Raw genomic sequence first — 23,356 nt, 5'->3', positions numbered from 1 at the left:
TTCCACCAGCAGCGGCAGGGTCTGTGAGGCGGTGACGAACTCCCGCAGCGGGTGCCGGGCCAGCACCGCGTCCACCTCCGGCGTCAACGCCGCCGCCAGGCGCGAGGCGGCTGGGCGGGTCTCGTCCCTCAGGGCGTCGACGGCGGCGAGGAGCACGTCGCGTCGGCTGTCGGGGGCGCCGGCGGCCGCGCGCTCGTACAGTCGCGCCCCCTCCTCAAGGACCAGGTCGGTGTCCATCCCCGCCGGGATCTTGATGTGGGCGTGGTGGCGCCAGGTGGTGATCGGGTCGCCCCAGGCCTCCACCGTGTAGGTCCAGTGGCCGGGTTCGCCGGCGGTGACGGTGGCGCCCCAGCGGTCGGTGCCCGGGGCCAGTTCCCGCATCGGCGTCCAGGGGCCGGGACGGCCTTCCGGATCCGTCAGGACGACGTTGGCGGCGACCGCGTCATGGCCCTCGCGGAACACGGTGGCCGAGATCTCGAACGACTCCCCGGTCACGGCCTTGGCCGGCCTTCGCCCGTGCTGGACCACCGGGCGGACATCGAGGACGGGTATGCGCCCGATGCCCGGAGTGTCGCCCGCGGAGGGTGGCTCCGGGGCCGGCGGTCCGGCGTCGGCGAGGCGCACGGGTGGCGCTTCGGTGCTGGTCGTCGGGGGTGCTGACGAGTGGTGCGTGGCGGGCATGACCGCTCCTGTCCGCGTCAACGTGGGTGGGCGGATGGCTGTGGGGAGGTGGGTCCTGCGGGTGTTTCTCGTGAACTGCCTGTGTGGTGTACCGGAGGAGCCTTCCCACCCTATTCGGGTACGCAATCCGGCACTTTGTTAACTACTCACGCGTATGTCTACACACAAGACCGGTCCCGTTCGTGAACGAACGGGACCGGTCCGGGGACTGTGCCACTAAGAAGGTGGTACCTGCAGAAGTTCGTCCGGTGAGCCGAGGCCCCGGCCGGAGACCTTCCCGGACACCGCCAGCTTCACGAGCGCCTTGGAGACCTGGGCCGGAGTGGCCTTCGGGTGGTCGGCCAGATAAAGCGCGGCCGTGCCCGTGACGTGCGGGGTCGCCATCGACGTACCGGAGAAGGTCGCCTTCCCGGTGTCGCTCGCATAGGAGTCCGAGGTGATCGACACCCCGGGCGCGAACAGGTCCACGGCCGAGCCGAAGTTGGAGAAGCTCGCCCGAGCGTCCGTCCTGTCGGTCGCGCCGACCGTGAGCGCCTCCTGTACGTCCGCCGGGGAGTAGAGGGCGGCCGGGAGGCCGTCGTTCCCCGCGGCAACCGCGTAGGTGACGCCCGACGCGACGGAGTTGCGTACGGCGGCGTCCAGCTGGGCGTTGTGGTAGCCGCCCAGGCTGAGGTTGGCGACCGCCGGTTTCCTCGCGTGCTTGGTCACCCAGTCGATGCCCGCGATGACCTGCGAGGTCGTACCGGAGCCGGCGTTGTCGAGGACGCGGACGGCGACGACCTTGGCCTGCTTGGCGACGCCGTACTTCGTGCCGGCGACGGTGCCGGCGACGTGCGTGCCGTGCCCGTTGCCGTCGGCCGCGACCTTGTCGTTTCCGACGAAGTCCCAGCCGTAGCTCGCCCGGCCGCCGAAGTCCTTGTGCGAGATGCGGATACCGGTGTCGATCACGTAAGCGGTGACCCCGGCGCCCGCGGACTCCGGCCAGGTGTAGCTCCTGTCCAGCGGCAGGCTCGGCTGGTCGATCCGGTCCAGGCCCCAGGTCGGCGGGTTCTTCTGCGTGTGGTCGAGGGACACGCGCGTGTCCTGGACGACCGAGGCGACCTGGGAGTCGGCCGCGAGCAGCTTGGCCTGTCTCTCGTCGGCCTTGATGGCGTAGCCGTTGAGGACCGAGCCGTAGGTGTGGCTTATTTTCGCCCCGTACTTCTCGGCGATGCCTTTTCCGGTCGCCGACGGAGCCTTTGTTCCCCCCTTGAGTGTCACCAGATAACTTCCGCTGACGGAGCCGGGCTCACCGGCGCCGAGTATCTGACCCTCCGGTGCGGCGTGCGCGGGCAGGGTGACGGCCGAGAGCGCGGCAGCACAGGCCGCCGCGGTCAGAGCCCCTGTCCAGCGCAGACGCCGTGTTCGCGTCCGTGCCATGGTCCGATTTCCCCTCCATTGACTCCACTTGGCAGCCTCTCGTGCGGTGTAGAAGGCCCACAAGAGGGCCTACGGGGCGGAATCGGCCATGTCCGCCATGGCGGACGCGTGAAGGTTGCGGCGTTTTCCGGACGGCGTAGGAGTGTGGCGTGCTCTTGGACGTGCCGTGGTTGCGAAGCCCTCCGCCCGGATACCGTCGAGGTTGACGACGAGGCGCACAGCGTTGTGCGTCCGCACAGCGACACGCGTCGAGGTGGAAAGTGAAGGCGATCCGTCGATTCACCGTCCGACCCGTTCTCCCCGAACCCCTGCGGCCGCTCAGCGATCTGGCCCGCAATCTGCGCTGGTCCTGGCATGCGGAGACCCGCGACCTGTTCCAGTCCGTCGACCCCGAGCGCTGGGCCGCCTCGGACGGCGATCCCGTACGGCTCCTGGGCAGCGTGTCGCCGGCGCGGCTCGCGGAGCTGGCCGGGGACCACCGCTTCCTGCGCCGGCTGGCGGAGGTCTCGGGCGACCTGGACGACTACATGACCGGCGACCGCTGGTACCAGAGCCACTCCGGCGAACTCCCCGCCGCCGTCGCCTACTTCTCGCCCGAGTTCGGCATCACGGCCGCCCTGCCCCAGTACTCCGGCGGCCTCGGCATCCTGGCGGGCGACCATCTGAAGGCGGCCAGCGACCTCGGCGTACCCCTGGTCGGCGTGGGACTGCTCTACCGGCACGGCTACTTCCGCCAGTCGCTGTCCCGGGACGGCTGGCAGCAGGAGCACTACCCCGTCCTGGACCCCCACGAGCTGCCCGTGGCCCTCCTCGAGGAACCCGGCGGCACCCCCGCCCAGGTCTCCCTCGCCCTGCCCGGCGGCAGGCAGCTGCACGCCCGCATCTGGCTCGTCCAGGTCGGCCGCGTCCCCCTGCTGATGCTCGACTCGGACGTCGAGGACAACAACTTCGGCGAGCGCGGGGTGACCGACCGGCTCTACGGCGGCGGCAGCGAGCACCGGCTGCTGCAGGAGATGCTGCTCGGCATAGGGGGTGTGCGGGCCGTACGGACCTACTGTCGGCTGACCGGCCATCCCGAGCCGGAGGTCTTCCACACCAACGAGGGCCACGCCGGCTTCCTGGGCCTGGAGCGGATCGCCGAACTCTGCGACGGCGGCCTTGACTTCGACTCCGCCCTGGAAGCGGTCCGCGCGGGGACCGTCTTCACCACCCACACCCCGGTCCCCGCCGGTATCGACCGTTTCGACCGCGAGCTGGTCGCTCACCACTTCGGCCCCGACGCCGAACTCCCGCGCATCGACGTCGAACGCATCCTGCGCCTGGGCATGGAGACCTATCCCGGCGGCGAACCGAACCTCTTCAACATGGCCGTGATGGGCCTGCGCCTGGGCCAGCGCGCCAACGGCGTCTCCCTTCTGCACGGTCACGTCAGCCGCGAGATGTTCTCCGGACTGTGGCCGGGATTCGACCCCGACGAGGTGCCGATCACCTCCGTGACCAACGGCGTGCACGCACCCACCTGGGTCGCCCCCGAGGTCTTCCGGCTCGGCGCCCGGCAGATCGGCGCCCAGCGCACCGAGGACGCGCTGACCGTCGGCGGCTCGGACCGCTGGGACGCCGTCGGGGACATCCCCGACCAGGACATCTGGGAGCTCAGGCGGAATCTGCGCGAGCAGCTGGTGGACGAGGTACGGGTGCGGCTGCGCGCCTCCTGGCGTCAACGCGGCGCGGGAACAGCGGAGTTGGGATGGATCGACGGAGTCCTCGACCCGGACGTCCTCACCATCGGCTTCGCGCGCCGCGTCCCCTCGTACAAGCGCCTGACCCTGATGCTGCGCGACCGCGACCGCCTCATGGACCTGCTCCTGCACCCGGAGCGCCCGATCCAGATCGTGGTCGCGGGCAAGGCCCACCCGGCGGACGACGGCGGAAAGCGCCTGGTCCAGGAGCTGGTCCGGTTCGCCGACGACCCGCGGGTGCGCCACCGCATCGTCTTCCTCCCCGACTACGGCATGGCGATGGCGCAGAAGCTCTACCCGGGCTGCGACATCTGGCTCAACAACCCGCTGCGCCCCCTGGAGGCCTGCGGCACGTCCGGCATGAAGGCCGCGCTGAACGGCTGCCTCAACCTCTCCGTCCTGGACGGCTGGTGGGACGAGTGGTTCCAGCCCGACTTCGGCTGGGCGATCCCCACGGCCGACGGCGCGGGCACCGACCCCGACCACCGCGACGCCATAGAGGCCGACGCGCTCTACGACCTGCTGGAACAGCGAGTCGCCCCGCGTTTCTACGAGCGCGGGCAGCACGGCCTGCCCGACCGGTGGATCGAGATGGTCCGCCAGACCCTGACCCTGCTCGGCCCGAAGGTGCTGGCCGGCCGCATGGTCCGTGAGTACGTCGAGCGCCTCTACGCCCCCGCCGCCCACGCACACCGAGCCATGGACCCCGGCTCCGCCCGCGAACTCGCCGCCTGGAAGGCAAGGGTGCGGGCGGCCTGGCACGGCGTCACCGTCGACCACGTGGAGACGTCCGCCGCCACGGCCACCGCGGAACTCGGCAGCACGCTCGGACTACGGGTGCGCGTGGGCCTCGGCGAGCTCGGCCCCGACGACGTGGAGGTCCAGGTCGTGTCGGGCCGTGTCGACCCCGAGGACCGCATCGCGGACGCGACGACCGTCCCCCTGAAACCGGCGGGCGGCCCCGACGCCGAAGGCAGGTGGTTCTACGAGGGCCCCCTCTCCCTCGACCGCACCGGCCCCTACGGCTACACGGTCCGCATCCTGCCGGCCCATCGACTGCTGGCGTCCGGCGTGGAACTGGGTCTGGTGGCGGTGCCTTCGGAGGAGATGGGGGAGGAGGCGGGTGTGCTGATGCGGTGAGCCGTTTCAGCCCGGGGGGAGCAGCTTCAGTCCCGGCCCGGGGCTTGATCTTTCGGCTTCAGTCCCGGCCCGGGGCTTGATCTTTCAGCTTCAGTCCCGGCCGGGGTTTGATCTTTTCAGCCCGTCCGGCGTTTGAGGACGAGGCCGTTCAGGCCGAAAGCGGGGGCCTGGGGGCGGCAGCCCCCAGACGGCCACCCCGACCCCCGCTCACCCCTCGGAGAGCGGCGCACACAACTGCTGCAAAACCTTGCCGCACCGCCGTGCATACGCATGCTGAAGGCCGCGCGTCGCGGGTCCACCCGCCCGGGCGTACCACTTCGCCGCGCGGCTGAACGCATCCACGGTCAGCCACACCGTGCCGTCACCGGTGCGGTCCACGACGAACGCCTCCTCGCCGCACTCCGGGTGACCGGTCAGCGTGCCGTACGCCCAGCCGGCGCGACGGGGTTCGTCCACCGTGTAGATGATCCGGCACGGCGCCTTGATCATCCCGGCGAGAGTGACCGTGACGTCGACGCCGGGCGCCGCCCGGTCCGCGCTCGCGTCGATGCCGACACCCAACTCCCGGTGCATCTCCCAGGTCAGGATCGCCTCGGCGGCTCGGCGGAAGACCTTTTCGCCCTCGCCGATGCGCGTGCGCACATGCATCGGGCGGAAGCCCGGCGGGCAGAAACCGACGCGGCGGGTGCCGCCGACGTCGTCGTAGGTGAAGTCCTCCAGGCGCATGGGACACAAGAGTAGGGCGGCACCCGGGAATGCCTTCGTCCCGGGTACCGCCCGCCAACCCCCCCTCGGGTCAGCTCACGTTGACCGCGGACCAGGCCGCGGCTACCGCCTTGTACTCGGTGCTGCTGGACCCGTACAGGCTCGCCGCCGCCGCCAGCGTGCCCGTGCGGGCCGCCTTGTAGTTGGTGGTCGAGGTGAACTGCTCGGTCAGCGCCTTGTACCAGATCTGCAGCGCCTTGTCCCGGCCGATGCCGGTGACCGTGGAGCCGTTGGACGTCGGCGAGTTGTAGCTGACGCCGTTGATCGTCTTCGCGCCGCTGCCCTCGGACAGCAGGTAGAAGAAGTGGTTCGCGACACCGGACGAGTAGTGGACGTCCAGGTTGCCGACGGAGGAGGACCAGGAGTCCGCCGAGCCGCCGTCCTTGCTGGGCTTGTCCATGTAGCGCAGCGGGCTGCCGTCGCCGTTGATGTCGATCTTCTCGCCGATGAGGTAGTCGCCCTTGTCGGACGAGTTGTTGGCGTAGAACTCGACACCGGTGCCGAAGATGTCCGAGGTGGCCTCGTTCAGACCGCCGGACTCGCCCGAGTAGTTCAGGCCCGCGGTGTTGGCCGTGACGCCGTGGCTCATCTCGTGGCCGGCCACGTCCAGCGAGGTCAGCGGGTGCGTGTTGCTGTCACCGTCGCCGTACGTCATGCAGAAGCAGTCGTCGTCCCAGAACGCGTTCACGTACGAGCTGCCGTAGTGGACGCGCGAGTAGGCGCCGACACCGTCGTTCTTGATGCCGCTGCGCCCGAAGGTGGACTTGTAGAAGTCCCAGGTCTCCTGCGCGCCGTAGGCGGCGTCGGCGGCCGCCGTCTGGTCGGTGGTGGAGCTGGAGGCGGCGCCGGTGCCCCACACGTTGTCCGTGTCGGTGAACAGGGTGCCGGTGCCGGAACTCGTGGTGTGCTTCAGGTTGTACGTCTTGTGGCCGCCGCGCGAGGCGTCGGTCAGCGTGTACGACGAGCCCGACCCGGACGTGGTGAGGCTGACCGAGCCGGAGTACAGCGTCTTGCCGGTGCCGGTCGCGTTCTCGATGGCCTGGTACTCGTAGAGCTTCTTGCCGGTGGCCGCGTCGGTGATGACGTGCAGCGCGTTCGGGGTGCCGTCGTCCTGGAGGCCGCCGACGACGGTCTCGATGGCGAGGACGGGCTTGCCGGAGCCGGCCCAGATGACCTTGCGGGCCTTGTCCGCGGAGGTCTTGGCGGAGCCCGCGGCCTTCGCGGCGGTCAGCGCCTGCTTCTCGGCCTTGGCCGTGGTGATCTGCGGCTTGAGCGAGGCCACCTTGATGGCCGCCTTCGTCGCCTTGGTGACGCTCTCGGTCTTGCCGGCCTTCGTCGCGACGACCAGGTCGCCGCCGAGGACGGGCAGGCCCGCGTAGGTGCGCTCGTATCTGGTGTGGACCGTGCCGTCGGCGTCCTTGACGACGTCCTTGACGACGTCCTTGACGACCAGCTTCTCCTTGGTGCCGAGGCCTATCTTCTGCGCCGTGTCGGCGACGTCGGCCTGGGCCTGGCTGATGAGGGAGGTGCGGGTCGCGGCCGACAGCGCGGCGGGGGAGCCGGCGGTGCGAGCCGTGGCCGTGGAGTCCGCCGGGGTCTGGGCGGCGGCCGAACCGGTGGTCAGACCGGTGGTGAGCAGGGCTCCGGCGGCAACGGCGGTTGCGATGGCCAGAGTCGAGCGCTTGTGACGCGCGTAGAGGGGGGTCACACAAGCTCCTTGTGGTGGGGGAGTCCGGCACGGCGTGGGGCGCCCGGCCGGGGTTGCAGTGAAGTTGTGCGGCGGTTGTGGAGAAGAGTGACATCAGGGCGCGTACATGTCATGACCCCGAAGTGATGTTGGCTGAAAACCGACTGTCCGGTTAACGTTTCAGGAATGTAAACGGGCGCCGCCCCGGGAGTCGCACTCCGGGACGGCGCCCTGTTTCCGATGCCGCTACGTGCGGTCTACGGGAATGTCACCTTCCAGCTGTTGAGTGTGCCGACGTCCTGCGCAGCCTGGTCCTGAACCTTCAGTTTCCAGGTGCCATTGGCTGTTTCGCTCGACGCGTTGACCGTGTACGTCGCCTGGATGTTGTCGGCCGAGTCCGAGGAACTGAAGTTCTTCAGGCGGTACGCGGTGCCCGACGGGCCGAGCAGATCGATCACCAGGTCGCCCCGCCAGGTGTGGGTGATGTCGACGCTCACCTGGAGGTTGCTTGGCGCGTTTCCGCTCCTGCCGGAGACGGTGATCGACGAGCTGACGGCAGGCCCGTTGTCCGGGATCGACAGCGGGGTCGTGTTCTCGTACGACGTCCCGCCCCCGCCGCCCCCGCCGGAGCGCGAGCCGACCGCGACGGCCGCCCACGCGTCCTGCACGGCCTTGTACTCGGTGGAGGTGGTGCCGTACAGCTCCCCGGCGGCCGCGAGCGTGCCGGTGCGTGCGCTCGCGTAGTTGGTCGTGGACGTCCACTTGGTGGTCAGTGCCCGGTACCAGATCGCCAGGGCCTTGTCCCGGCCGATGCCGGTGACCGGAAGGCCGTCCGAGGTGGGCGAGTTGTAGCTGACGCCGTTGATGACCTTGGCGCCGCTGCCCTCGCTCAGCAGGTAGAAGAAGTGGTTGGCGACGCCCGAGGAGTAGTGCACGTCGAGGTTGCCGACGCCCGAGTACCAGGAGTCGGCGGAGCCGCCGTCCTTGCTGGGCTTGTCCATGTAGCGCAGCGGGGTGCCGTCGCCGTTGATGTCGATCTTCTCGCCGATGAGGTAGTCACCCGGGTCGGACGAGTTGTTGGCGTAGAACTCCACGCCGACGCCGCCGAGGATGTCGGAGGTCGCCTCGTTGAGGCCGCCGGACTCGCCGCTGTAGTTGAGGCCCGCGGTGTTGGAGGTGACGCCGTGGGTCATCTCGTGGCCCGCCACGTCCAGCGAGGTCAGCGGGTCCGCGTTGCCGGAGCCGTCGCCGTACGTCATGCAGAAGCAGCCGTCGTCCCAGAACGCGTTCACGTACGAGTTGCCGTAGTGCACGCGCGAGTAGGCGCCGACGCCGTTGTTCTTGATGCCGCTGCGACCGAAGGTGTTCTTGTAGAAGTCCCAGGTCTCCGCGGCGCCGTAGTGCGCGTCCGCACCCGCGGTCCCGGCGTTCGACGTCGTGCCGTTGCCCCATGTGTTGCTGGTCTGCGAGAACAGCGTGCCGGTGCCGGACGTGCCGTGGTTCAGGTTGTACGTCTTGTGGCCGCCGCGGTCGCCGTCGGTCAGGTTGTAGTTCGAGCCCGACTGGGTCGTCGTCAGCGAGACCGTGCCGCTGTACTGCGTGTTGCCGGTACCGGTCGCGTTGTCGATGCCCTGGTACTCGTAGAGCTTCTTGCCGGTGGTGGCGTCCGTGATGACGTGCAGCTGGTTCGGCGTGCCGTCGTCCTGGAAGCCGCCGATGACCGTCTCGTACGCCAGGACCGGCTTGCCGCTCGCCGCCCAGATCACCTTGCGGGCGCTGTCGGCGGTCGACTTGGTGGAGCCGAGGGCCTTCGCGCGCTTCACGGCCTGCTGTTCGGCGGCCGCCCTGGTGATGTCCGGGGTGACGTCGGAGACCTTGATGGCGGCGTTCGTCGCCTTGATGACGCCCTTGGTGGCGCCCGACTTGGCGGTGTCCACGACCAGGTCGCCGCCAAGGACCGGAAGGCCTTCGTAGGTGCGCTCGTAACGGGTGTGCAGGGTGCCGTCGGCGTCCTTGACGACGTCACGGGCGACGAGCTTCTCCTTCGCGCCCAGGCCTATGTCCTTGGCCGTCTGCGCGCGGGCGCTGTCGGCGTCGCGTATCAGCTCGGCGCGCTGGGAGGGGGAGAGCTTGACGGCCGTGTGCGCCTTGTTCAGGGACGAGGCGTGGGCCGGCGCGGCGGACGCGGCGCCCGACTGGACGGCCGCGGCGAGCAGTGCGGTGACGCCGGCGACGGCGACGATGTGGGAGGTGCGTCTGCGAGAGGAACTGCTTCTCAACACTGACTCCTTCTGCGTGGCCGCGGGTTGCGCGGCCAGGGACATCCGGACGGTGGGTCGACCGTCCGGGCAGAACTGGGGTGGAGCTTGTGGGGTTGCTGTGTTGAAGCTGTGGGAAGGGTGGCAGGAGATTCCGGCCCTGTCAGGAGCGCGTCACAAAGTTGGCCGGAATTGGTTCGTTGTCCGGTTGTTCATGTTCGGTATACGGACTGGATGTTGGATCGTGAGCGGAAAGTGCGTCCTACGACGGCTTGCCGTGCCAGGTGTGCCAGAGCGCTGCGTACGCCCCCTCGGACGCCACGAGTTCTTCGTGTGTGCCCAGTTCGGTGAGCCGGCCGTCCTCCATCACGGCCACGCGGTCCGCGTCGTGGGCGGTGTGAAGGCGGTGGGCGATGGCGATGACCGTGCGGCCCTCGAGTACGGCGGCCAGGGCGCGCTCGGTGTGGCGGGCGGTGGTCGGGTCGAGGAGCGCGGTGGCCTCGTCGAGGATGAGAGTGTGCGGGTCGGCGAGGACCACGCGGGCCAGGGCGAGCTGCTGGGCCTGGGAGCCGTCGGTGCGGGTGCCGCCGTCCCCGAGCGGGGTGTTCAGTCCGTCCGGCAGTTCGCGCACCCAGTCGTCGGCACCCACCGCCGTGAGTGCCGCCCACAACTCCTCGTCCGTGGCGGCCGGTTCGGCGATGAGCAGGTTGTCGCGGACAGAGCCGAGAAAGACGTGGTGCTCCTGCGTCACCAGGACGACCTGGCGGCGCAGCTGCTCGGGGCCGAGGTCGACGACGGGCACCCCGCCGACGGTCACCGTGCCCTCGGTGGGTGCGTCGACGCCTGCCAGCAGCCTGCTCAGTGTGGTCTTTCCGGCGCCCGAGGGGCCCACGACCGCCAGCCGCTCGCCGGGCCGTACGGTCAGGTCGACGCCGTGCAGGACCTCGCCGCCGCGGTCGTAGGCGTACCGCACCCCGGCCACGTCGAACCGGTCGTCCGCCGAGGCGGGCGCTGCGGCCTCCTGCACGCGCGGTGCCCGGGCCAGGCCCTCCACACGGGCGAAGGAGGCGCTGCTGTTCTGCAGCTGCTCGACCCGCATCAGGATCTCGTCCAGGGGGCCGCTCAGCCGCTGCAGATACAGGGCCGCCGTCACGACCGCGCCGAGGCTCAGCGTGCCGCGTGCGTGCAGCACCCCGCCGACCAGCAGGACCGCGGAAACCGGCACCAGGTAGGAGACCTCCACCGCGGGGAAGAACACGCTGCGCAGGAACAGCGTGTACAGCCGGGTGCGCCGGGACGTCTCCAGCGCGTCCCGGCTCGCGGCGATCCGCCGCCGCTCCAGCCGCAGCGCCTCGACCGCGCGGGCGCCGGACGCGGTCGCCGAGAGGATCTCGGCGACGTCGGAGGTGGCGGCGCCCTCGGCGAGGTAGCCCTCGCGGGCCCGCCGCAGATACCAGCGCAGCGCACCCCAGATGCCGACCAGACCGAGCAGGCCGCACCCGCCGAGCAGCGGGTTCAGCCAGAACACCGCGCCGAGCAGGAACAGCGCCTGCACGGTGTTGATGAGCAGCTCGGGCCCGACGTCACGCAGCGTGGTGCCGACCGTGGCCACGTCGGCCGTCCCGCGCGCCGTCAGATCGCCGGTGCCGGCCCGCTCCACGACCGCCGCGGGCAGCGCCAGCGCCCGGTCGACGAACTCCTCGCGCACGCGGGCCAGCGTCCGCTCCCCGAACCGGTGTCCCACATACCGGGCCCAGCGGGCGAGTACCAGTTGCGCCAGCGAACAGAGCAGGATCCACAGCGCCAGCCGGTCGACGGCGCCGACGCCGTGTCCGGCCCGCACCTCGTCGATGATCCGGCCGACCAGCCAGGGTCCCGCGAGTCCGGCCCCGGCCGCCAGCGCGTTGAGTGCGAGTACGGCGACGAAGGCGCGGGCGTCGGCCCGTACGAGGCGCACCATGGCGCGGCGCACGTCCGGCCGCTCGGCCACGGGGAGGTGGCCCGAGGCCGCCGTCATCGGATCGCCTCCTCGGGTGTGGGCTCTTCGGCGTCCCGTGCCACCAGTGCGCGGTAGCCCGGCTCGCTGTTCAGTAGTTCGCGGTGGCCGCCGGTGGCCGCGACCTTGCCGTCCACCAGGTAGTACACGGTGTCCGCGCGGTCCAGTACGAGCGGTGAGGTGGCGGTGACCAGGGTCGTACGGCCCCGGCGTGCGGCGCGCAGGCGCTCGGCCACCCGGGCCTCGGTGTGGGCGTCCAGGGCTGATGTCGGCTCGACGGCCAGCAGGATCTCGGGGTCGGCGGCGAGTGCCCTTGCCAGGCGGATGCGTTGTCTTTGGCCGCCGGAGAGGTTGCGGGCCTGGGGATCGATGGCTGAGTCCAGGCCCTCGGGGAGGCCCTGGACTATGTCGTCTGCGACGGCTGCGTTTATTGCTTTGAGCAGGTGCGCCTCTTCGTCTGCCTCGGCAGGTCGTTTGGCGGGTGCGGTTTCGTTGTGGCTGATCGCGCAGTTCCCCGCGCCCCTGAAGGAACCTGCCGAACCGCCTAGTACGTCGCGCAGTGGGCCTGCGAACAGGTCTGCCTCGTGGTCCGCGACCAGGATGTGCTGTCTGACCTGGGGCAACGCAATTTCGTCCAGCTGTATGTCGCCCCAGGTTGCCCTTGACGGTATGTAGCGCCCCAGTCGGTCCACGATCTCCGCCGCGTCCGCCGGGCGAGCGCCGGCCAGGGCGGTCAGCCGCCCGGGTCGTACCCGTACCCCCGACTCGGGGTCGTGCAGTACCGCCGGTTCCGCGGGTGCGTCCCTCGTGCCCGTGTCGGGCAGTGGCTCCAGTTGCAGGAAGCGGACGACCCGGCGTGCCGACACCAGGCCGCGGCTGATCTGGTAGCCGCACTCCACCCAGAACGCCACCGGGCCGACCAGCACCGCCACATAGCCGTACACCGACACCAACTCGCCGATGGTGATGGCCCCTTGGGCCGCGAGCCGGGCCGCCAGCCAGGTGACCACTGCCAGGAAGAGGGTGGGCAGTCCGATGCCCAGTGCCTGGACCCAGCTGGTGACCGCACCGACCCGGTAGCCCTGGCGGCGCAACCGTTGCGAGTCGTGGTGGAAGGCCTCCGCGAACAGGCCCTTGCCGCCGAGGCCGTTGAGGACGCGCAGGCCGCCCGCGAGGTCGGCGATCCGGGCCGTGAGCACGCCCTGCCGGTTGCGGTACTCGGTCTCCGCGCCTTGCAGACGGGCCAGCAGCGGCCCGACGAGGACGACGATCACGGGGATGCCGAGGAGTACGACCGCGGCGATCAAGGGCGAGACCGAGAGCAGAACAGCCGCGACCACCAGGTAGGCGACCACCGCCCCGACCCCGGGCCCGACCACCGTCAGCGACTGGCTGATCGTCTGCACGTCGCCGACCCCGATGGTGACGACCTCCCCGGCCCCCACCCGGCGCGGCAGCGCGGCGCCCAGCCGGACCGCCTGGCCGACGATCACCTTGACCGTACGGAAGTTGGCATCCATCCGCACCCGCGTCATCGTGCGGTGCCGCATGATGCTCAGCCAGGCGTTGAACACCCCGACCGCGAAGAGCGCCGCGGTCCAGCCGGCCAGCGCCGGGTAGTCACCGGGCTCCAGTCCGTCGTCGATCGCCCGGGAGAGGAGATACGGCGTCGCCGCCAGCAGCACCATCCACACGCTGCCCAGCACCGCCCCGGCGAGCGACCGGCCGGGCTGGCAGCGCACCAGCCACAGCAGATAGCGGGCGCCCCCGCGGCAGTCGGGCTCGCCCGGATCCTCGTACGCGTCGATCATGCTCCCCCGATCCCTGCTGATCCCTGCCGTTCCCTACGCCAGACTGTCCCGCCACGCCCGGTGCAGATCCGCGAACCGCCCGGTGCCCGCGACGAGTTCGGCCGGGCTGCCGTCCTCCACGATCTTCCCGTGCTCCATGACCAGTACCCGGTCCGCGATCTCGACCGTCGACAGCCGGTGCGCGATGACGACCGCCGTACGGCCGCGCAGGACCGTCAGCATCGCCCGCTGCACCGCTCGTTCGCCCGGGATGTCCAGCGAGCTGGTCGCCTCGTCGAGGATCAGCACGGCCGGGTCGGCGAGCAGCGCCCGGGCGAAGGCCACGAGCTGGCGCTGGCCCGCGGAGATACGGCCGCCTCGTTTCCGTACGTCCGTGTCGTACCCGTCGGGCAGTGCGCTGATGAACTCGTGCGCACCGATCGCCTTCGCCGCCTGCTCGATCTGCTCACGGGTCGCGTCCGGGCGGCCGATGGCGATGTTCTCGGCGACCGTGCCGGAGAACAGGAACGCCTCCTGCGTCACCATCACCACCCCGCGCCGCAGTTCGGGCACGGCCAGTTCGCGCAGGTCGACGCCGTCCAGCAGGACCCGGCCCGCGGAAGGGTCGTAGAAGCGGGCGAGCAGCTTGGCGAGCGTCGACTTGCCGGCGCCCGTGGAGCCGACGACCGCGACCGTCTGCCCGGCGGGGATCGTCAGATCGAAGACCGGCAGCACCTCGCCGCCGGTGCGGTAACCGAAGCGGACGCCGTCGAAGACGACCTCGCGGCCCGGGTGCTCGCTCTCAAGTACCGGAAGCTCCACGGGCGTCGACGGCTCCGGCACGGACGGTGTCTGGGCGAGCAGCCCGGCGATCTTCTCCAGGGAGGCCGCCGCCGACTGGTACGAGTTCAGGAACATGCCGAGGCGGTCGATGGGGTCGTACAGGCGGCGGAGGTACAGGACCGCGGCCGCCAGCACGCCCAGCTCCAGCGAGCCGCCGGCCACCCGGTAGGCGCCCCACAGCACGATCACCGCGACGGCCGTGTTGGCGACCAGCCGGGAGCCGACGACATAGCGGGCCATCTCCAGCATGGCGTCGCCGTTGACCCGTTCGTGCCGCCGGTTCAGTGCCAGGAAGTCGGCGTCGTTGGCGGCCTCGCGGCGGAACGCGCGCACCGGCCGGATCCCGTTCATGGTCTCGACGAACTTGACGATGACGGCCGCGATGGCGGTGGACCGCACCCGGTACACCCGTACCGCGCGCCGCTGGTAGACCCGTACCAGCAGGTACAACGGCACGAAGGAGGCCACCGCGACGGCGCCGAGCCCCAGGTCCAGCCAGAGCAGCATCGCCGAGATGTAGACGAAGGACAGGATGACCGTGATGAGTTCCTGAAGCCCCTCGTTGAGCAGTTCCCGCAGCGACTCCACGTCCGCCGTGGACCGGGAGATCAGGCGACCGCTCGTGTATCGCTCGTGGAAGTCGATGCTCAGCGCCTGTGCATGCCGGAAGATACGGCCGCGCAGATCGAGCAGCACGTCCTGGTTGACCCGGGCGGAGGCGATGATGAACGCGTACTGCAGTCCGCCGGAGACCAGCGCGCACAGGAGATAGCCCGCGGCCACCGCGATCAGCGGGCCGTGGTCGTGGTCCCGGAACGCCGGTACGGCCTTGTCGATCGCGTACGCCACCAGCAGCGGGCCGGCCTGCACTGCCGCCTGCTGGAGCAGCAGCAGGAGCGTGGTGACGGCGACGCGGGCCTTCATGGGGGCCAGCAGGGAGCGCAGCAGGCCGGCGGTGGCGCCCGGGGGTGTGGGCAGGACGTCCCGGTCGAAGGCGTCGCCGGCGTCCTTGGGGCGGGGGAGGTCCGGCTCGTCGTCCGCCGTGGGGACGGATGTGGTGGGGGCCGTCATCGCTCGTCCTCCGCTTCTGAGGTCCCGGACATCAGATGGGCGTACTCGGCGTTCGTGCGCAGCAGTTCGTGATGCGTGCCCACGGCGGTGATCCGGCCGCCGGAGAGCAGCGCGACCCGGTCGGCGAGCAGGACCGTGGACGGGCGGTGCGCCACGATGAGCGCCGTGGTGTCCGCGAGGACGTCCCGCAGGGCGGCCTCGACCGCGGCCTCGGTGTGCACGTCGAGGGCGGACAGGGGGTCGTCCAGGACGAGGAACCTGGGTCTGCCCACGACGGCCCGCGCGAGCGCCAGCCGCTGCCGCTGCCCGCCGGAGAGACTGAGCCCCTGCTCGCCGACCTGGGTGTCCGTCCCCTGGGGCAGCGCGTGCGCGAACTCGGCCTGCGCGACGGAGAGCGCACGGTTCAGCTCGGCGGCGCCTGCACTGTCGGCCGCCCCCATCAGCACGTTGTCCCCGACGCTCGCCGAGAAGAGGGTGGGTTCCTCGAAGGCGACGGCGACGAGAGCGCGCAGTTCTTCGCGGGACATGGCGGTGATGTCCTCGCCGTCCAGCGTGATGCGACCGGATGTCACCTCGTGGAGACGGGGTACGAGAGCGGTCAGCGTCGTCTTGCCGCTCCCGGTTGCGCCCACCAGGGCCATGGACTCGCCGGGACGGATGTGGAGGTCGACGCGGTCGAGGACGGGAGGGGAGTCGGGGGGCGCGTCGGGATAGCGGAACCGGACACCGTCGAAGCGAAGTCCCCCCGTAGCTGCGGGCAGTCGTGCCTCCCCCAGTGCCTCAAGGGCCTGGGGGGACCCCCAGGCGGCTCCCGCCCCACTGAGAGCGGCACCTCGTAGCGCCGAGTTGCGCACCCCACCCTCCGGCACCTCATCCATCACCTCGAAGTACCGCTCCGTGGCAGTCGCCGCCTCCTGACTCATCGCAAGCAGAAACCCGATGGAATCCACCGGCCACCGCAACGCCAGTGCTGTCGAGAGAAACGCGACCAAAGTCCCCGCCGACAGACCGCCGGAGGCAACCTGCACAGTGCCGAGCACCAGCGCCGCCCCGATCGCCACCTCCGGCAGCGTCACGATGACGCCCCAGATCGTGGCGAGCAGCCCCGCCTTCCGCAGCTCCGTCCCCCGCAGCGTCCGGGTCAGCTCGCGGAACGCCCGCGCCTGGCTGCGGTGCCGCCCGAACCCCTTGATGATCCGGATGCCGAGCACGCTCTCCTCGACGACGGTCGTCAGATCGCCGACCTGGTCCTGCGCGAGCCGCGCCACATCGGCGTACCGCTTCTCGAAGATCACGCACGTGACCATCACGGGGACGGCCGGCCCCAGGATCACCAGCCCGAGCGTCCAGTCCTGCAGCAGCATGATCACCACGCCGACGAGAATCGTCACCCCGTTGACCAGCAGGAACGTCATCGGAAAGGCGAGGAACATGCGCAGCAGCATCAGATCCGTCGTGCCGCGCGACAGCAACTGGCCCGAGGCCCAGCGGTCGTGGAAGGCGACCGGCAGCCGCTGCAGATGCCGGTACAGATCCGCCCGCATCCCCGCCTCGATGCCGGAGAGCGGCCGTGCCACCAGCCACCGCCGCAGCCCGAACAGCAGCGCCTCCCCGAGCCCGAGGAGCAGCAGGTACAGCGCGCCGAGCCACACCCCGGCCGGGTCCCGGTCGGCAACCGGCCCGTCCACCATCCACTTCAGCACGAGCGGGATCACGAGGCCCGTGCACGAGGCGAGCACGGCGACGAACGCGGCGGTGAACAGCCGCGCCCGCACGGGCCGTACGTACGGCCACAGGCGCAGCAGCGTGCGTACGGCGGATCGGTCGCCGGGTTGCGTGGGGTCCTTGGTGGTTGCACGTGTAGAGGGCATCGTCTGTGAGCCTACGGATCGGCACTGACAACGCCCACCGAGTTTTGGCCGGACCCGAATCGGCCGCTGGTCCTACGACCTGCGCGTTCGAGGGGTCGTACAAGGGATCCGGAGGGGTCGTACCCCCGCATCAACCGATCGGTTGATGCGCCTTCGAGCGCGACGGCCGATGTGGCGGTGGGGCGGTTCCCGCGAACCTGATGCCATGTCCGTCATCGAAGTCACCGAACTGCGCAAGTCCTACGGCGGCCGGGCCGTCGTCGACGGCGTCTCCTTCGCCGTCGAGGAGGGCGAGATCTTCGGGATCCTCGGCCCGAACGGCGCCGGCAAGACCACCACCGTCGAGTGCGTCGAGGGACTGCGCGTCCCCGACGCGGGCCGGGTCCGCGTCACCGGCCTCGACCCCGTCGCCGACCACGCGCGCGTGGCCCGCGTACTGGGCGCCCAGCTGCAGCAGAGCGAGCTGCAGCCCAAACTCACCGTCCGCGAGGCGCTGGAGCTGTACGCCTCCTTCTACCCGGACCCGCTCGACTGGGCGCCGCTCGCCGAACGCCTCGGCCTGACCGCGAAGCTGACCAGCCGGTTCGGCAAGCTCTCCGGCGGCCAGAAGCAGCGCCTGTTCATCGCGCTCGCCCTGATCGGCAACCCGCGGGTGGTCGTCCTGGACGAGCTGACGACCGGTCTGGACCCGCGGGCCCGCCGGGACACCTGGGCGCTGATCGAGGACGTCCGGAACAGCGGAGTGACGGTCCTGCTCGTCACCCACTTCATGGAGGAGGCGCAGCGCCTGTGCGACCGGATCGCCGTGATCGACAAGGGCAGGGTGGCCGCACTGGACACCCCGGCCGGTCTCATCCGGCGCTCGGCGGGGGCCACCGTCATCAGCTTCACTCCGTCCGCCCCGCTCGACGAGCGTGATCTCGCCGCACTCCCCGCGCTCGCGTCCGTCGAGCACAAGGATGGCCGCATCACCCTCTCCGGCACGGACGAGACGGTCAACGCCGTCATCACCCTCCTCGCCCGCCACCGCATCACCGCCCACCAGCTCCGCGTCGTGGACGCCACGCTCGACGACGCGTTCCTCGACCTGACGAAGGCCGACGACGCCGACACCAAGGAGGCAGCGGCATGAGCACCGCCGTACTGAAGACCGAGGTCCGCCTCTTCCGCCGCGAACCCGGCGCCATCTTCTGGATCCTCCTCTTCCCGACCCTGCTGCTGGTGATCCTCGGCTCCATCCCGTCCTTCCGGGACCACCAGGCCGACCTCGGCGGCCTGCGCACCATCGACGTCTACGTCCCGGTCGCCGTGCTGCTCGGCATGATCGTCGGCGGCCTGCAGTCGATGCCGCAGACCCTCACCGGCTACCGGGAGCGCGGCATCCTGCGCCGGATGGCCACCACACCGGTCCGGCCGAGCGCCCTGCTGTCCGCGCAGATGGTGGTGTACGGCGGTGCCGCGCTGGCGTCCGCGCTGCTCGCCCTCGCGGTCGGGCGCCTCGGCTTCGACGTACGACTGCCGAAACAGCCCCTCGGATACGTCCTCGCCCTGCTGCTGGCCGTCCTGGCCGCCCTCGCTCTCGGATCGGTGGTGTCGGCCCTGTCCCGTACGACGAAGATCGCGGGTGCGATCGGTTCGGCCGTCTTCTTCCCGTCGATGTTCTGCGTGGGGGTGTGGCTGCCGACGCAGTCCATGCCGGACCTGATGGCCCGGATCGTCGGGTACACGCCCTTCGGAGCGGCCGCGCAGGCGCTGAACCGGGCGGCGGCCGGGCACTGGCCGGGCTGGGGGCACCTGGGTGTGCTGGCGATGTGGATCCTGCTGCTCACGGGTGCGGCGAGCCGCTGGTTCCGCTGGGAGTAGGAGCGGTGCCGTGCAGACTGGGGACATGACCGCGGTGGACACGCAGATCGAGCGGCGCTGGAACCGGTTCCACACCTGGGGGCCGTACGCGCTCCTCGGCATCGGCCTGGTCCCCGCGCTCGCGACGGCCGACCCCCACGCCTCCCCGGCCAGGTGGCACACCGCCTGGGCTCTGTTCGGCGCCGCGGTGGTGCTCCAGCTGTGGTGGCACAGCACCCGTCCCGGCGGGCCCGACCGCCGCCGGACGCCGTCCCGGGCCGGGGCCGTGTACTACGTCGTCCGCTGGGCCCTCGCCTTCGCCCTCACCTGGATCAACCCGTTCTTCGCGTTCTACGCCGCCGCGGGCTACATGGACGCCGACGAGACGATCCCGGGCAGGCGGTGGCAGCGGCTCGGGCTGCTCGCGAGCGCCGTCACCGTGGCCGGCGCGCAGGCCGGCGGGATGCCGTTCGGGAGCGCGGTGCAGTGGGCCGTCTTCGCCGCGCTCCTGCTCGCCAACTCGGGCCTGCAGATGGTGGTCGCCCATCTCACCGAGCAGGAGACGCTGCGGGCCCGCGAACGCACCGCGACCATCGCCGAACTCGAACGCACCAACGCGGCCCTGCAGCAGGCCCTCGACGAGAACGCCGCCCTTCACGCCCAACTCCTCGTCCAGGCACGGGAAGCCGGGGTCGCGGACGAGCGGCGGCGGCTCGCCGCCGAGATCCACGACACCATCGCCCAGGGCCTGACCGGCATCATCGCCCAGCTCCAGGTCGTCTCCAACACGCCCGGCCCGGAGCCGGCCCGCGAACACCTGGCCCGGGCCATGGACCTGGCCCGGCACAGCCTCGGCGAGGCCCGCCGCTCCGTGCACAACCTGGCCCCGGTGGAGCTGGCGGACGCCGGACTGCCCGAGGCGCTGAAGAAGACCGTCGCCGAATGGGGCGAACGGACGGGCGTACGGGCCGAGTTCACGGTCACCGGCACGGCGGAACAGCTCCACGAGGAGGTCTCGGCCACCCTCCTGCGCATCGCCCAGGAGGCCCTGTCCAACGCGGCCCGCCACGCCCGCGCCTCACGGCTCGGCGTCACCCTCTCCTTCCTGGGCGACGAGGTGATCCTCGACATCCGCGACGACGGCGCCGGCTTCGACCCCCTCGCGCTCCCGGCCCGCACCGGCTCCGGCGGCTTCGGCCTCGACGGCATGCGCGCCCGCGCCGAACGCATCGCGGGCTCGCTGACCGTCGAGACGGAACCGGGCCACGGCACGGCACTGTCGGCTCGCGTACCGTTGGTCCGCCATGAGTGACGAGCCGTTGATCTCCCTGCTGATCGTCGACGACCATCCCGTCGTACGGGACGGTCTGCGCGGCATGTTCGAGTCCGCGCCGGGCTTCCGGGTCCTCGGCGAGGCGGCGAACGGCGTGGAGGCCGTCAGCCGCGCGGAGGCTCTCGACCCGGACGTGATCCTGATGGACCTGCGCATGCCCGGCGGCGGGGGAGTGGACGCCATCCGCGAACTCGCCCGGCGCCGTGTCCGCGCCAAGGTGCTCGTCCTGACGACGTACGACACCGACTCCGACACTCTCCCCGCGATCGAGGCGGGCGCGACCGGCTACCTGCTCAAGGACGCCCCGCGCGACGAGCTCTTCACCGCCGTCCGCGCGGCGGCGGACGGCCGCACGGTGCTGTCCCCGGCGGTCGCCTCCCGCCTGGTCTCGGCGGTCCGCACCCCGGGGTCGGGCGGCAACGAGCCCCTGTCCACCCGCGAACGCGAGGTCCTCGCCCTGGTGGCCAGGGGCACGTCCAACCGTGAGATCGCCCGCGAACTGTTCATCAGCGAGGCCACCGTGAAGACCCATCTCACCCACCTGTACGCCAAGTTGGGTGTCAACGACCGCGCGGCGGCGGTCGCGACGGCGTATCAGCGGGGGATCCTCGGCTGATCAGGCCGTCGGCTCAAGTGATGTGCGGCGCGGCATGTCACCCCACCACCCGCAACAACAGAACGGCCCGCGCCGGTACCGTGATCGCCGCCCCCGCGCGGTGCACCACCCCGGGTGCCTCCTCCTGCGCCTCCCTCGACGTGTCGACGACCACCTCGTACTGCCCGGCCCACGGCGGACCCGGCAGTATGAAGCTCACCGGGCGGTCCCCGGCGTGCAGGACGGCGAGGAAGCTGTCGTCGAGGATCGGGTCGCCGTGCTCGTCGCGGCCCGGTATGTCCCGACCGGACAGATACATGCCGAGCGTGGCGGCGGGCGCGTACCAGTCCCGTTCCGTCATCTCCGTGCCGCGCGCCGTGAACCAGGCGAGGTCCCGCAGACCGTCCACGGAGTGCGCCCGCCCCGAGAAGAAGGCCCGGCGGCGCAGTACGGGGTGCCGGTGCCGCAGCTCGATGAGCCGGGCCGTGAGGTCGAACAGGGCCTTCCAGCCCGGTTCTTCCAGCAGCGACCAGTCCAGCCAGCTGATCTCGTTGTCCTGGCAGTACGCGTTGTTGTTGCCGCGCTGGGTGCGCCCGAGTTCGTCGCCGGCCACCAGCATCGGCACGCCCGTCGACAGCAGCAGTGTGGTCAGCAGGTTCCTCAGCTGCCGACGCCGCAGACCCCGTACCCGCTCGTCGGCCGTCTCCCCCTCCGCCCCGCCGTTCCACGACCGGTTGTCGTTCGAACCGTCCCGGTTGCCCTCACCGTTGGCCTCGTTGTGCTTGCGTTCGTACGACACCAGGTCGCGCAGGGTGAAGCCGTCGTGCGCGGTGATGAAGTTGACCGACGCGTACGGCCGGCGACCGCCCCACGCGTACAGGTCGCTCGACCCCGAAAGCCGGTACCCCAGATCCCGTACGTCCGGCAGCGCGCCCCGCCAGAAGTCCCGTACGGCGTTGCGGTACCGGTCGTTCCACTCCGTCCACAGCGGTGGGAAGGACCCCACCTGATAGCCGCCGGACCCGACGTCCCACGGTTCGGCGATCAGCTTCACCCGCCGCAGCACCGGGTCCTGCGCGATGACCGCGAGGAACGGCGACAGCATGTCCACGTCGTGCATGGACCGGGCGAGGGCGGCGGCCAGGTCGAAGCGGAAGCCGTCGACGCCCATCTCCGTCACCCAGTAGCGCAGGGAGTCGGTGATGAGGCGCAGGACGTGGGGCTGGACGACGTGCAGGGTGTTGCCGCAGCCTGTGTAGTCGGCATACCTGCGGGCGTCGGACTGGAGCCGGTAGTACCCCCGGTTGTCGATCCCCTTCAACGACAGTGTCGGGCCGAGCTCGCCCGCCTCCGCCGTGTGGTTGTAGACCACGTCGAGGATGACCTCGATGCCGGCCGCGTGCAGCGCGCGCACCATGCGTTTGAACTCGCCGACCTGCTGGCCCGTCGTACCGGATGCGGCGTACGCGGCGTGCGGGGCGAAGTAGCCGATGGAGTTGTAGCCCCAGTAGTTCTTCAGGCCGCGGCGCAGCAGATGGTCCTCGTGCGCGAACTGGTGGACGGGGAGCAGTTCGACGGCCGTGACGCCCAGCCCGACGAGGTGTTCGACGGCGGCAGGGTGCGCCAACCCCGCGTAGGTGCCGCGCAGTTCCTCCGGGATCCCCGGATGCAGCCGGGTGAACCCCCGGACATGCAGTTCGTAGATGACCGAGTCCGCCCACGGCGTCTTCGGGCGGCGGTCGTCGGCCCAGTCGTCGTCATCGTGGACCACGACACCCTTGGGGACGTACGGCGCCGAGTCCCGGTCGTCGCGCACGGTGTCCGCGACCTGCTGCTGCGGCCAGTCGCGCACATGCCCGTACACCTCGGGCGGCAGGCTGAAGTCGCCGTCCACCGCGCGCGCGTACGGGTCCAGGAGCAGCTTCGCCGGGTTCCAGCGGCCGCCGGTCCACGGGTCCCAGCGGCCGTGCACCCGGTAGCCGTACCGCTGCCCGGGCATCACACCCGGCACGAAGCCGTGCCAGATCTCGTGCGTCAGCTCGGTCAGCCGGGCGCGGGTCTCCTTGCCGGCCTCGTCGAACAGGCACAGCTCCACCGCCTCCGCCCCGCCCGCCCACAGCGCGAAGTTGGTGCCCGCCACCCCGTCCGGTCCGACCCGGAACCTGGCCCCCAGCGGCATCGGCGCACCCGGCCGCACGGGCACGCCCGGCACCTTGCGGGGCGCGCCGTTGACCACGCCGGCCGGGCGTTCGCCCTCCTCGGCGCGCCCCTCGGCCACCGCCTCCTGCTCGGCTGCGCTGGACACCAGTCCGCCTCCCACGGCTCA

At 70.9% G+C, this 23,356-nt stretch carries 15 protein-coding genes; 5 read left to right on the top strand and 10 right to left on the bottom strand.

Going from position 1 to position 23,356, the window contains the following annotated elements; all coding sequences use genetic code 11:
* Together IH68_RS0145175 and IH68_RS0145165 are read right to left on the bottom strand one after the other, a co-directional pair.
* On the bottom strand, positions 1-681 hold a 681-nt coding region (locus IH68_RS0145175), incomplete at its 3' end, for a maltotransferase domain-containing protein (protein ID WP_159403847.1).
* 216 nt (positions 682-897) lie between these two features.
* Positions 898-2,100, bottom strand: a complete 1,203-nt coding sequence (locus IH68_RS0145165) for a S8 family peptidase (protein WP_030948578.1) — start codon at positions 2,098-2,100, stop codon at positions 898-900.
* Positions 2,101-2,360: 260 nt separating this feature from the next.
* Between IH68_RS0145165 and IH68_RS0145160 the strand changes: the two genes are divergently transcribed.
* On the top strand, positions 2,361-4,979 hold the full coding sequence (locus IH68_RS0145160) for a glycosyltransferase family 1 protein (protein WP_030948575.1): 2,619 nt from the start codon (positions 2,361-2,363) through the stop codon (positions 4,977-4,979).
* A 207-nt stretch (positions 4,980-5,186) separates the two neighbouring features.
* On the opposite strand, the gene IH68_RS0145155 is transcribed toward IH68_RS0145160, so the two are convergent.
* The 7 genes from IH68_RS0145155 to IH68_RS0145125 form a co-directional block, all read right to left on the bottom strand.
* Positions 5,187-5,705 (bottom strand): DUF1990 domain-containing protein, encoded by a 519-nt coding sequence (locus tag IH68_RS0145155; protein WP_030948572.1) that lies wholly within the window; start codon positions 5,703-5,705, stop codon positions 5,187-5,189.
* Between the two features lie 70 nt (positions 5,706-5,775).
* Entirely contained in the window at positions 5,776-7,452 is a 1,677-nt protein-coding gene (locus IH68_RS0145150; protein WP_030948569.1) for a M4 family metallopeptidase, read from the bottom strand.
* 236 nt (positions 7,453-7,688) lie between these two features.
* Positions 7,689-9,710, bottom strand: coding sequence for a M4 family metallopeptidase (locus tag IH68_RS0145145; protein WP_030948567.1), 2,022 nt, complete (start codon positions 9,708-9,710; stop codon positions 7,689-7,691).
* Positions 9,711-9,951: 241 nt separating this feature from the next.
* Complete coding sequence (locus IH68_RS0145140) at positions 9,952-11,706, bottom strand: ABC transporter ATP-binding protein (RefSeq protein WP_030948565.1); 1,755 nt, start codon at positions 11,704-11,706, stop codon at positions 9,952-9,954.
* Complete coding sequence (locus IH68_RS0145135; protein WP_030948563.1) at positions 11,703-13,496, bottom strand: ABC transporter transmembrane domain-containing protein; 1,794 nt, start codon at positions 13,494-13,496, stop codon at positions 11,703-11,705. Before IH68_RS0145135 ends, IH68_RS0145140 begins: the two co-directional genes overlap by 4 nt.
* Before the next feature lie 33 nt (positions 13,497-13,529).
* Positions 13,530-15,389, bottom strand: a complete 1,860-nt coding sequence (locus IH68_RS0145130) for an ABC transporter ATP-binding protein (RefSeq protein WP_030948561.1) — start codon at positions 15,387-15,389, stop codon at positions 13,530-13,532.
* Positions 15,386-17,260: an ABC transporter ATP-binding protein gene (locus IH68_RS0145125; RefSeq protein ID WP_030948559.1), complete on the bottom strand. Its 1,875-nt coding sequence runs from the start codon at positions 17,258-17,260 to the stop codon at positions 15,386-15,388. The genes IH68_RS0145130 and IH68_RS0145125 overlap by 4 nt, the downstream gene beginning before the upstream one ends.
* Positions 17,261-17,465: 205 nt before the next feature.
* On the opposite strand from IH68_RS0145125, the gene IH68_RS0145120 reads away from it, so the two are divergent.
* Genes IH68_RS0145120 through IH68_RS0145105 form a run of 4 tightly spaced genes read left to right on the top strand, consistent with a single transcriptional unit; the run spans position 17,466 to position 21,051 of the window.
* A complete protein-coding gene (locus IH68_RS0145120; protein ID WP_030948557.1) occupies positions 17,466-18,392 on the top strand; it encodes an ABC transporter ATP-binding protein in 927 nt (308 codons plus the stop codon).
* The gene (locus IH68_RS0145115) at positions 18,389-19,123 is read left to right on the top strand and encodes an ABC transporter permease (RefSeq protein ID WP_030948548.1); all 735 of its coding nucleotides are present in this window, start codon (positions 18,389-18,391) and stop codon (positions 19,121-19,123) included. Before IH68_RS0145120 ends, IH68_RS0145115 begins: the two co-directional genes overlap by 4 nt.
* Before the next feature lie 25 nt (positions 19,124-19,148).
* Complete coding sequence (locus IH68_RS0145110; protein WP_030948547.1) at positions 19,149-20,414, top strand: sensor histidine kinase; 1,266 nt, start codon at positions 19,149-19,151, stop codon at positions 20,412-20,414.
* Positions 20,407-21,051, top strand: coding sequence for a response regulator (locus tag IH68_RS0145105; RefSeq protein WP_030948545.1), 645 nt, complete (start codon positions 20,407-20,409; stop codon positions 21,049-21,051). Before IH68_RS0145110 ends, IH68_RS0145105 begins: the two co-directional genes overlap by 8 nt.
* Before the next feature lie 37 nt (positions 21,052-21,088).
* Here the strand turns inward: IH68_RS0145105 and glgX are convergent, their stop codons facing one another.
* Entirely contained in the window at positions 21,089-23,335 is a 2,247-nt protein-coding gene (gene glgX, locus IH68_RS0145100; RefSeq protein ID WP_030948543.1) for a glycogen debranching protein GlgX, read from the bottom strand.
* Between the last annotated feature and the right edge of the window lie 21 nt (positions 23,336-23,356).

Origin of the sequence: Streptomyces sp. NRRL S-646 (assembly GCF_000720765.1) — a bacterium.
GTDB lineage: Bacteria > Actinomycetota > Actinomycetes > Streptomycetales > Streptomycetaceae > Streptomyces.
This window is presented reverse-complemented; position numbering and strand designations above follow the sequence as displayed.

Bases quoted from the DNA above. Each gene is read 5' to 3' on its own strand.
- IH68_RS0145165 (WP_030948578.1), bottom strand. From the start codon at position 2,100: ATGGCACGGACGCGAACACGGCGTCTGCGCTGGACAGGGGCTCTGACC.
- IH68_RS0145155 (WP_030948572.1), bottom strand. From the start codon at position 5,705: ATGCGCCTGGAGGACTTCACCTACGACGACGTCGGCGGCACCCGCCGC.
- IH68_RS0145140 (WP_030948565.1), bottom strand. From the start codon at position 11,706: ATGACGGCGGCCTCGGGCCACCTCCCCGTGGCCGAGCGGCCGGACGTG.
- IH68_RS0145135 (WP_030948563.1), bottom strand. From the start codon at position 13,496: ATGATCGACGCGTACGAGGATCCGGGCGAGCCCGACTGCCGCGGGGGC.
- IH68_RS0145130 (WP_030948561.1), bottom strand. From the start codon at position 15,389: ATGACGGCCCCCACCACATCCGTCCCCACGGCGGACGACGAGCCGGAC.
- IH68_RS0145125 (WP_030948559.1), bottom strand. From the start codon at position 17,260: ATGCCCTCTACACGTGCAACCACCAAGGACCCCACGCAACCCGGCGAC.
- IH68_RS0145120 (WP_030948557.1), top strand. From the start codon at position 17,466: ATGTCCGTCATCGAAGTCACCGAACTGCGCAAGTCCTACGGCGGCCGG.
- IH68_RS0145115 (WP_030948548.1), top strand. From the start codon at position 18,389: ATGAGCACCGCCGTACTGAAGACCGAGGTCCGCCTCTTCCGCCGCGAA.
- IH68_RS0145110 (WP_030948547.1), top strand. From the start codon at position 19,149: ATGACCGCGGTGGACACGCAGATCGAGCGGCGCTGGAACCGGTTCCAC.
- IH68_RS0145105 (WP_030948545.1), top strand. From the start codon at position 20,407: ATGAGTGACGAGCCGTTGATCTCCCTGCTGATCGTCGACGACCATCCC.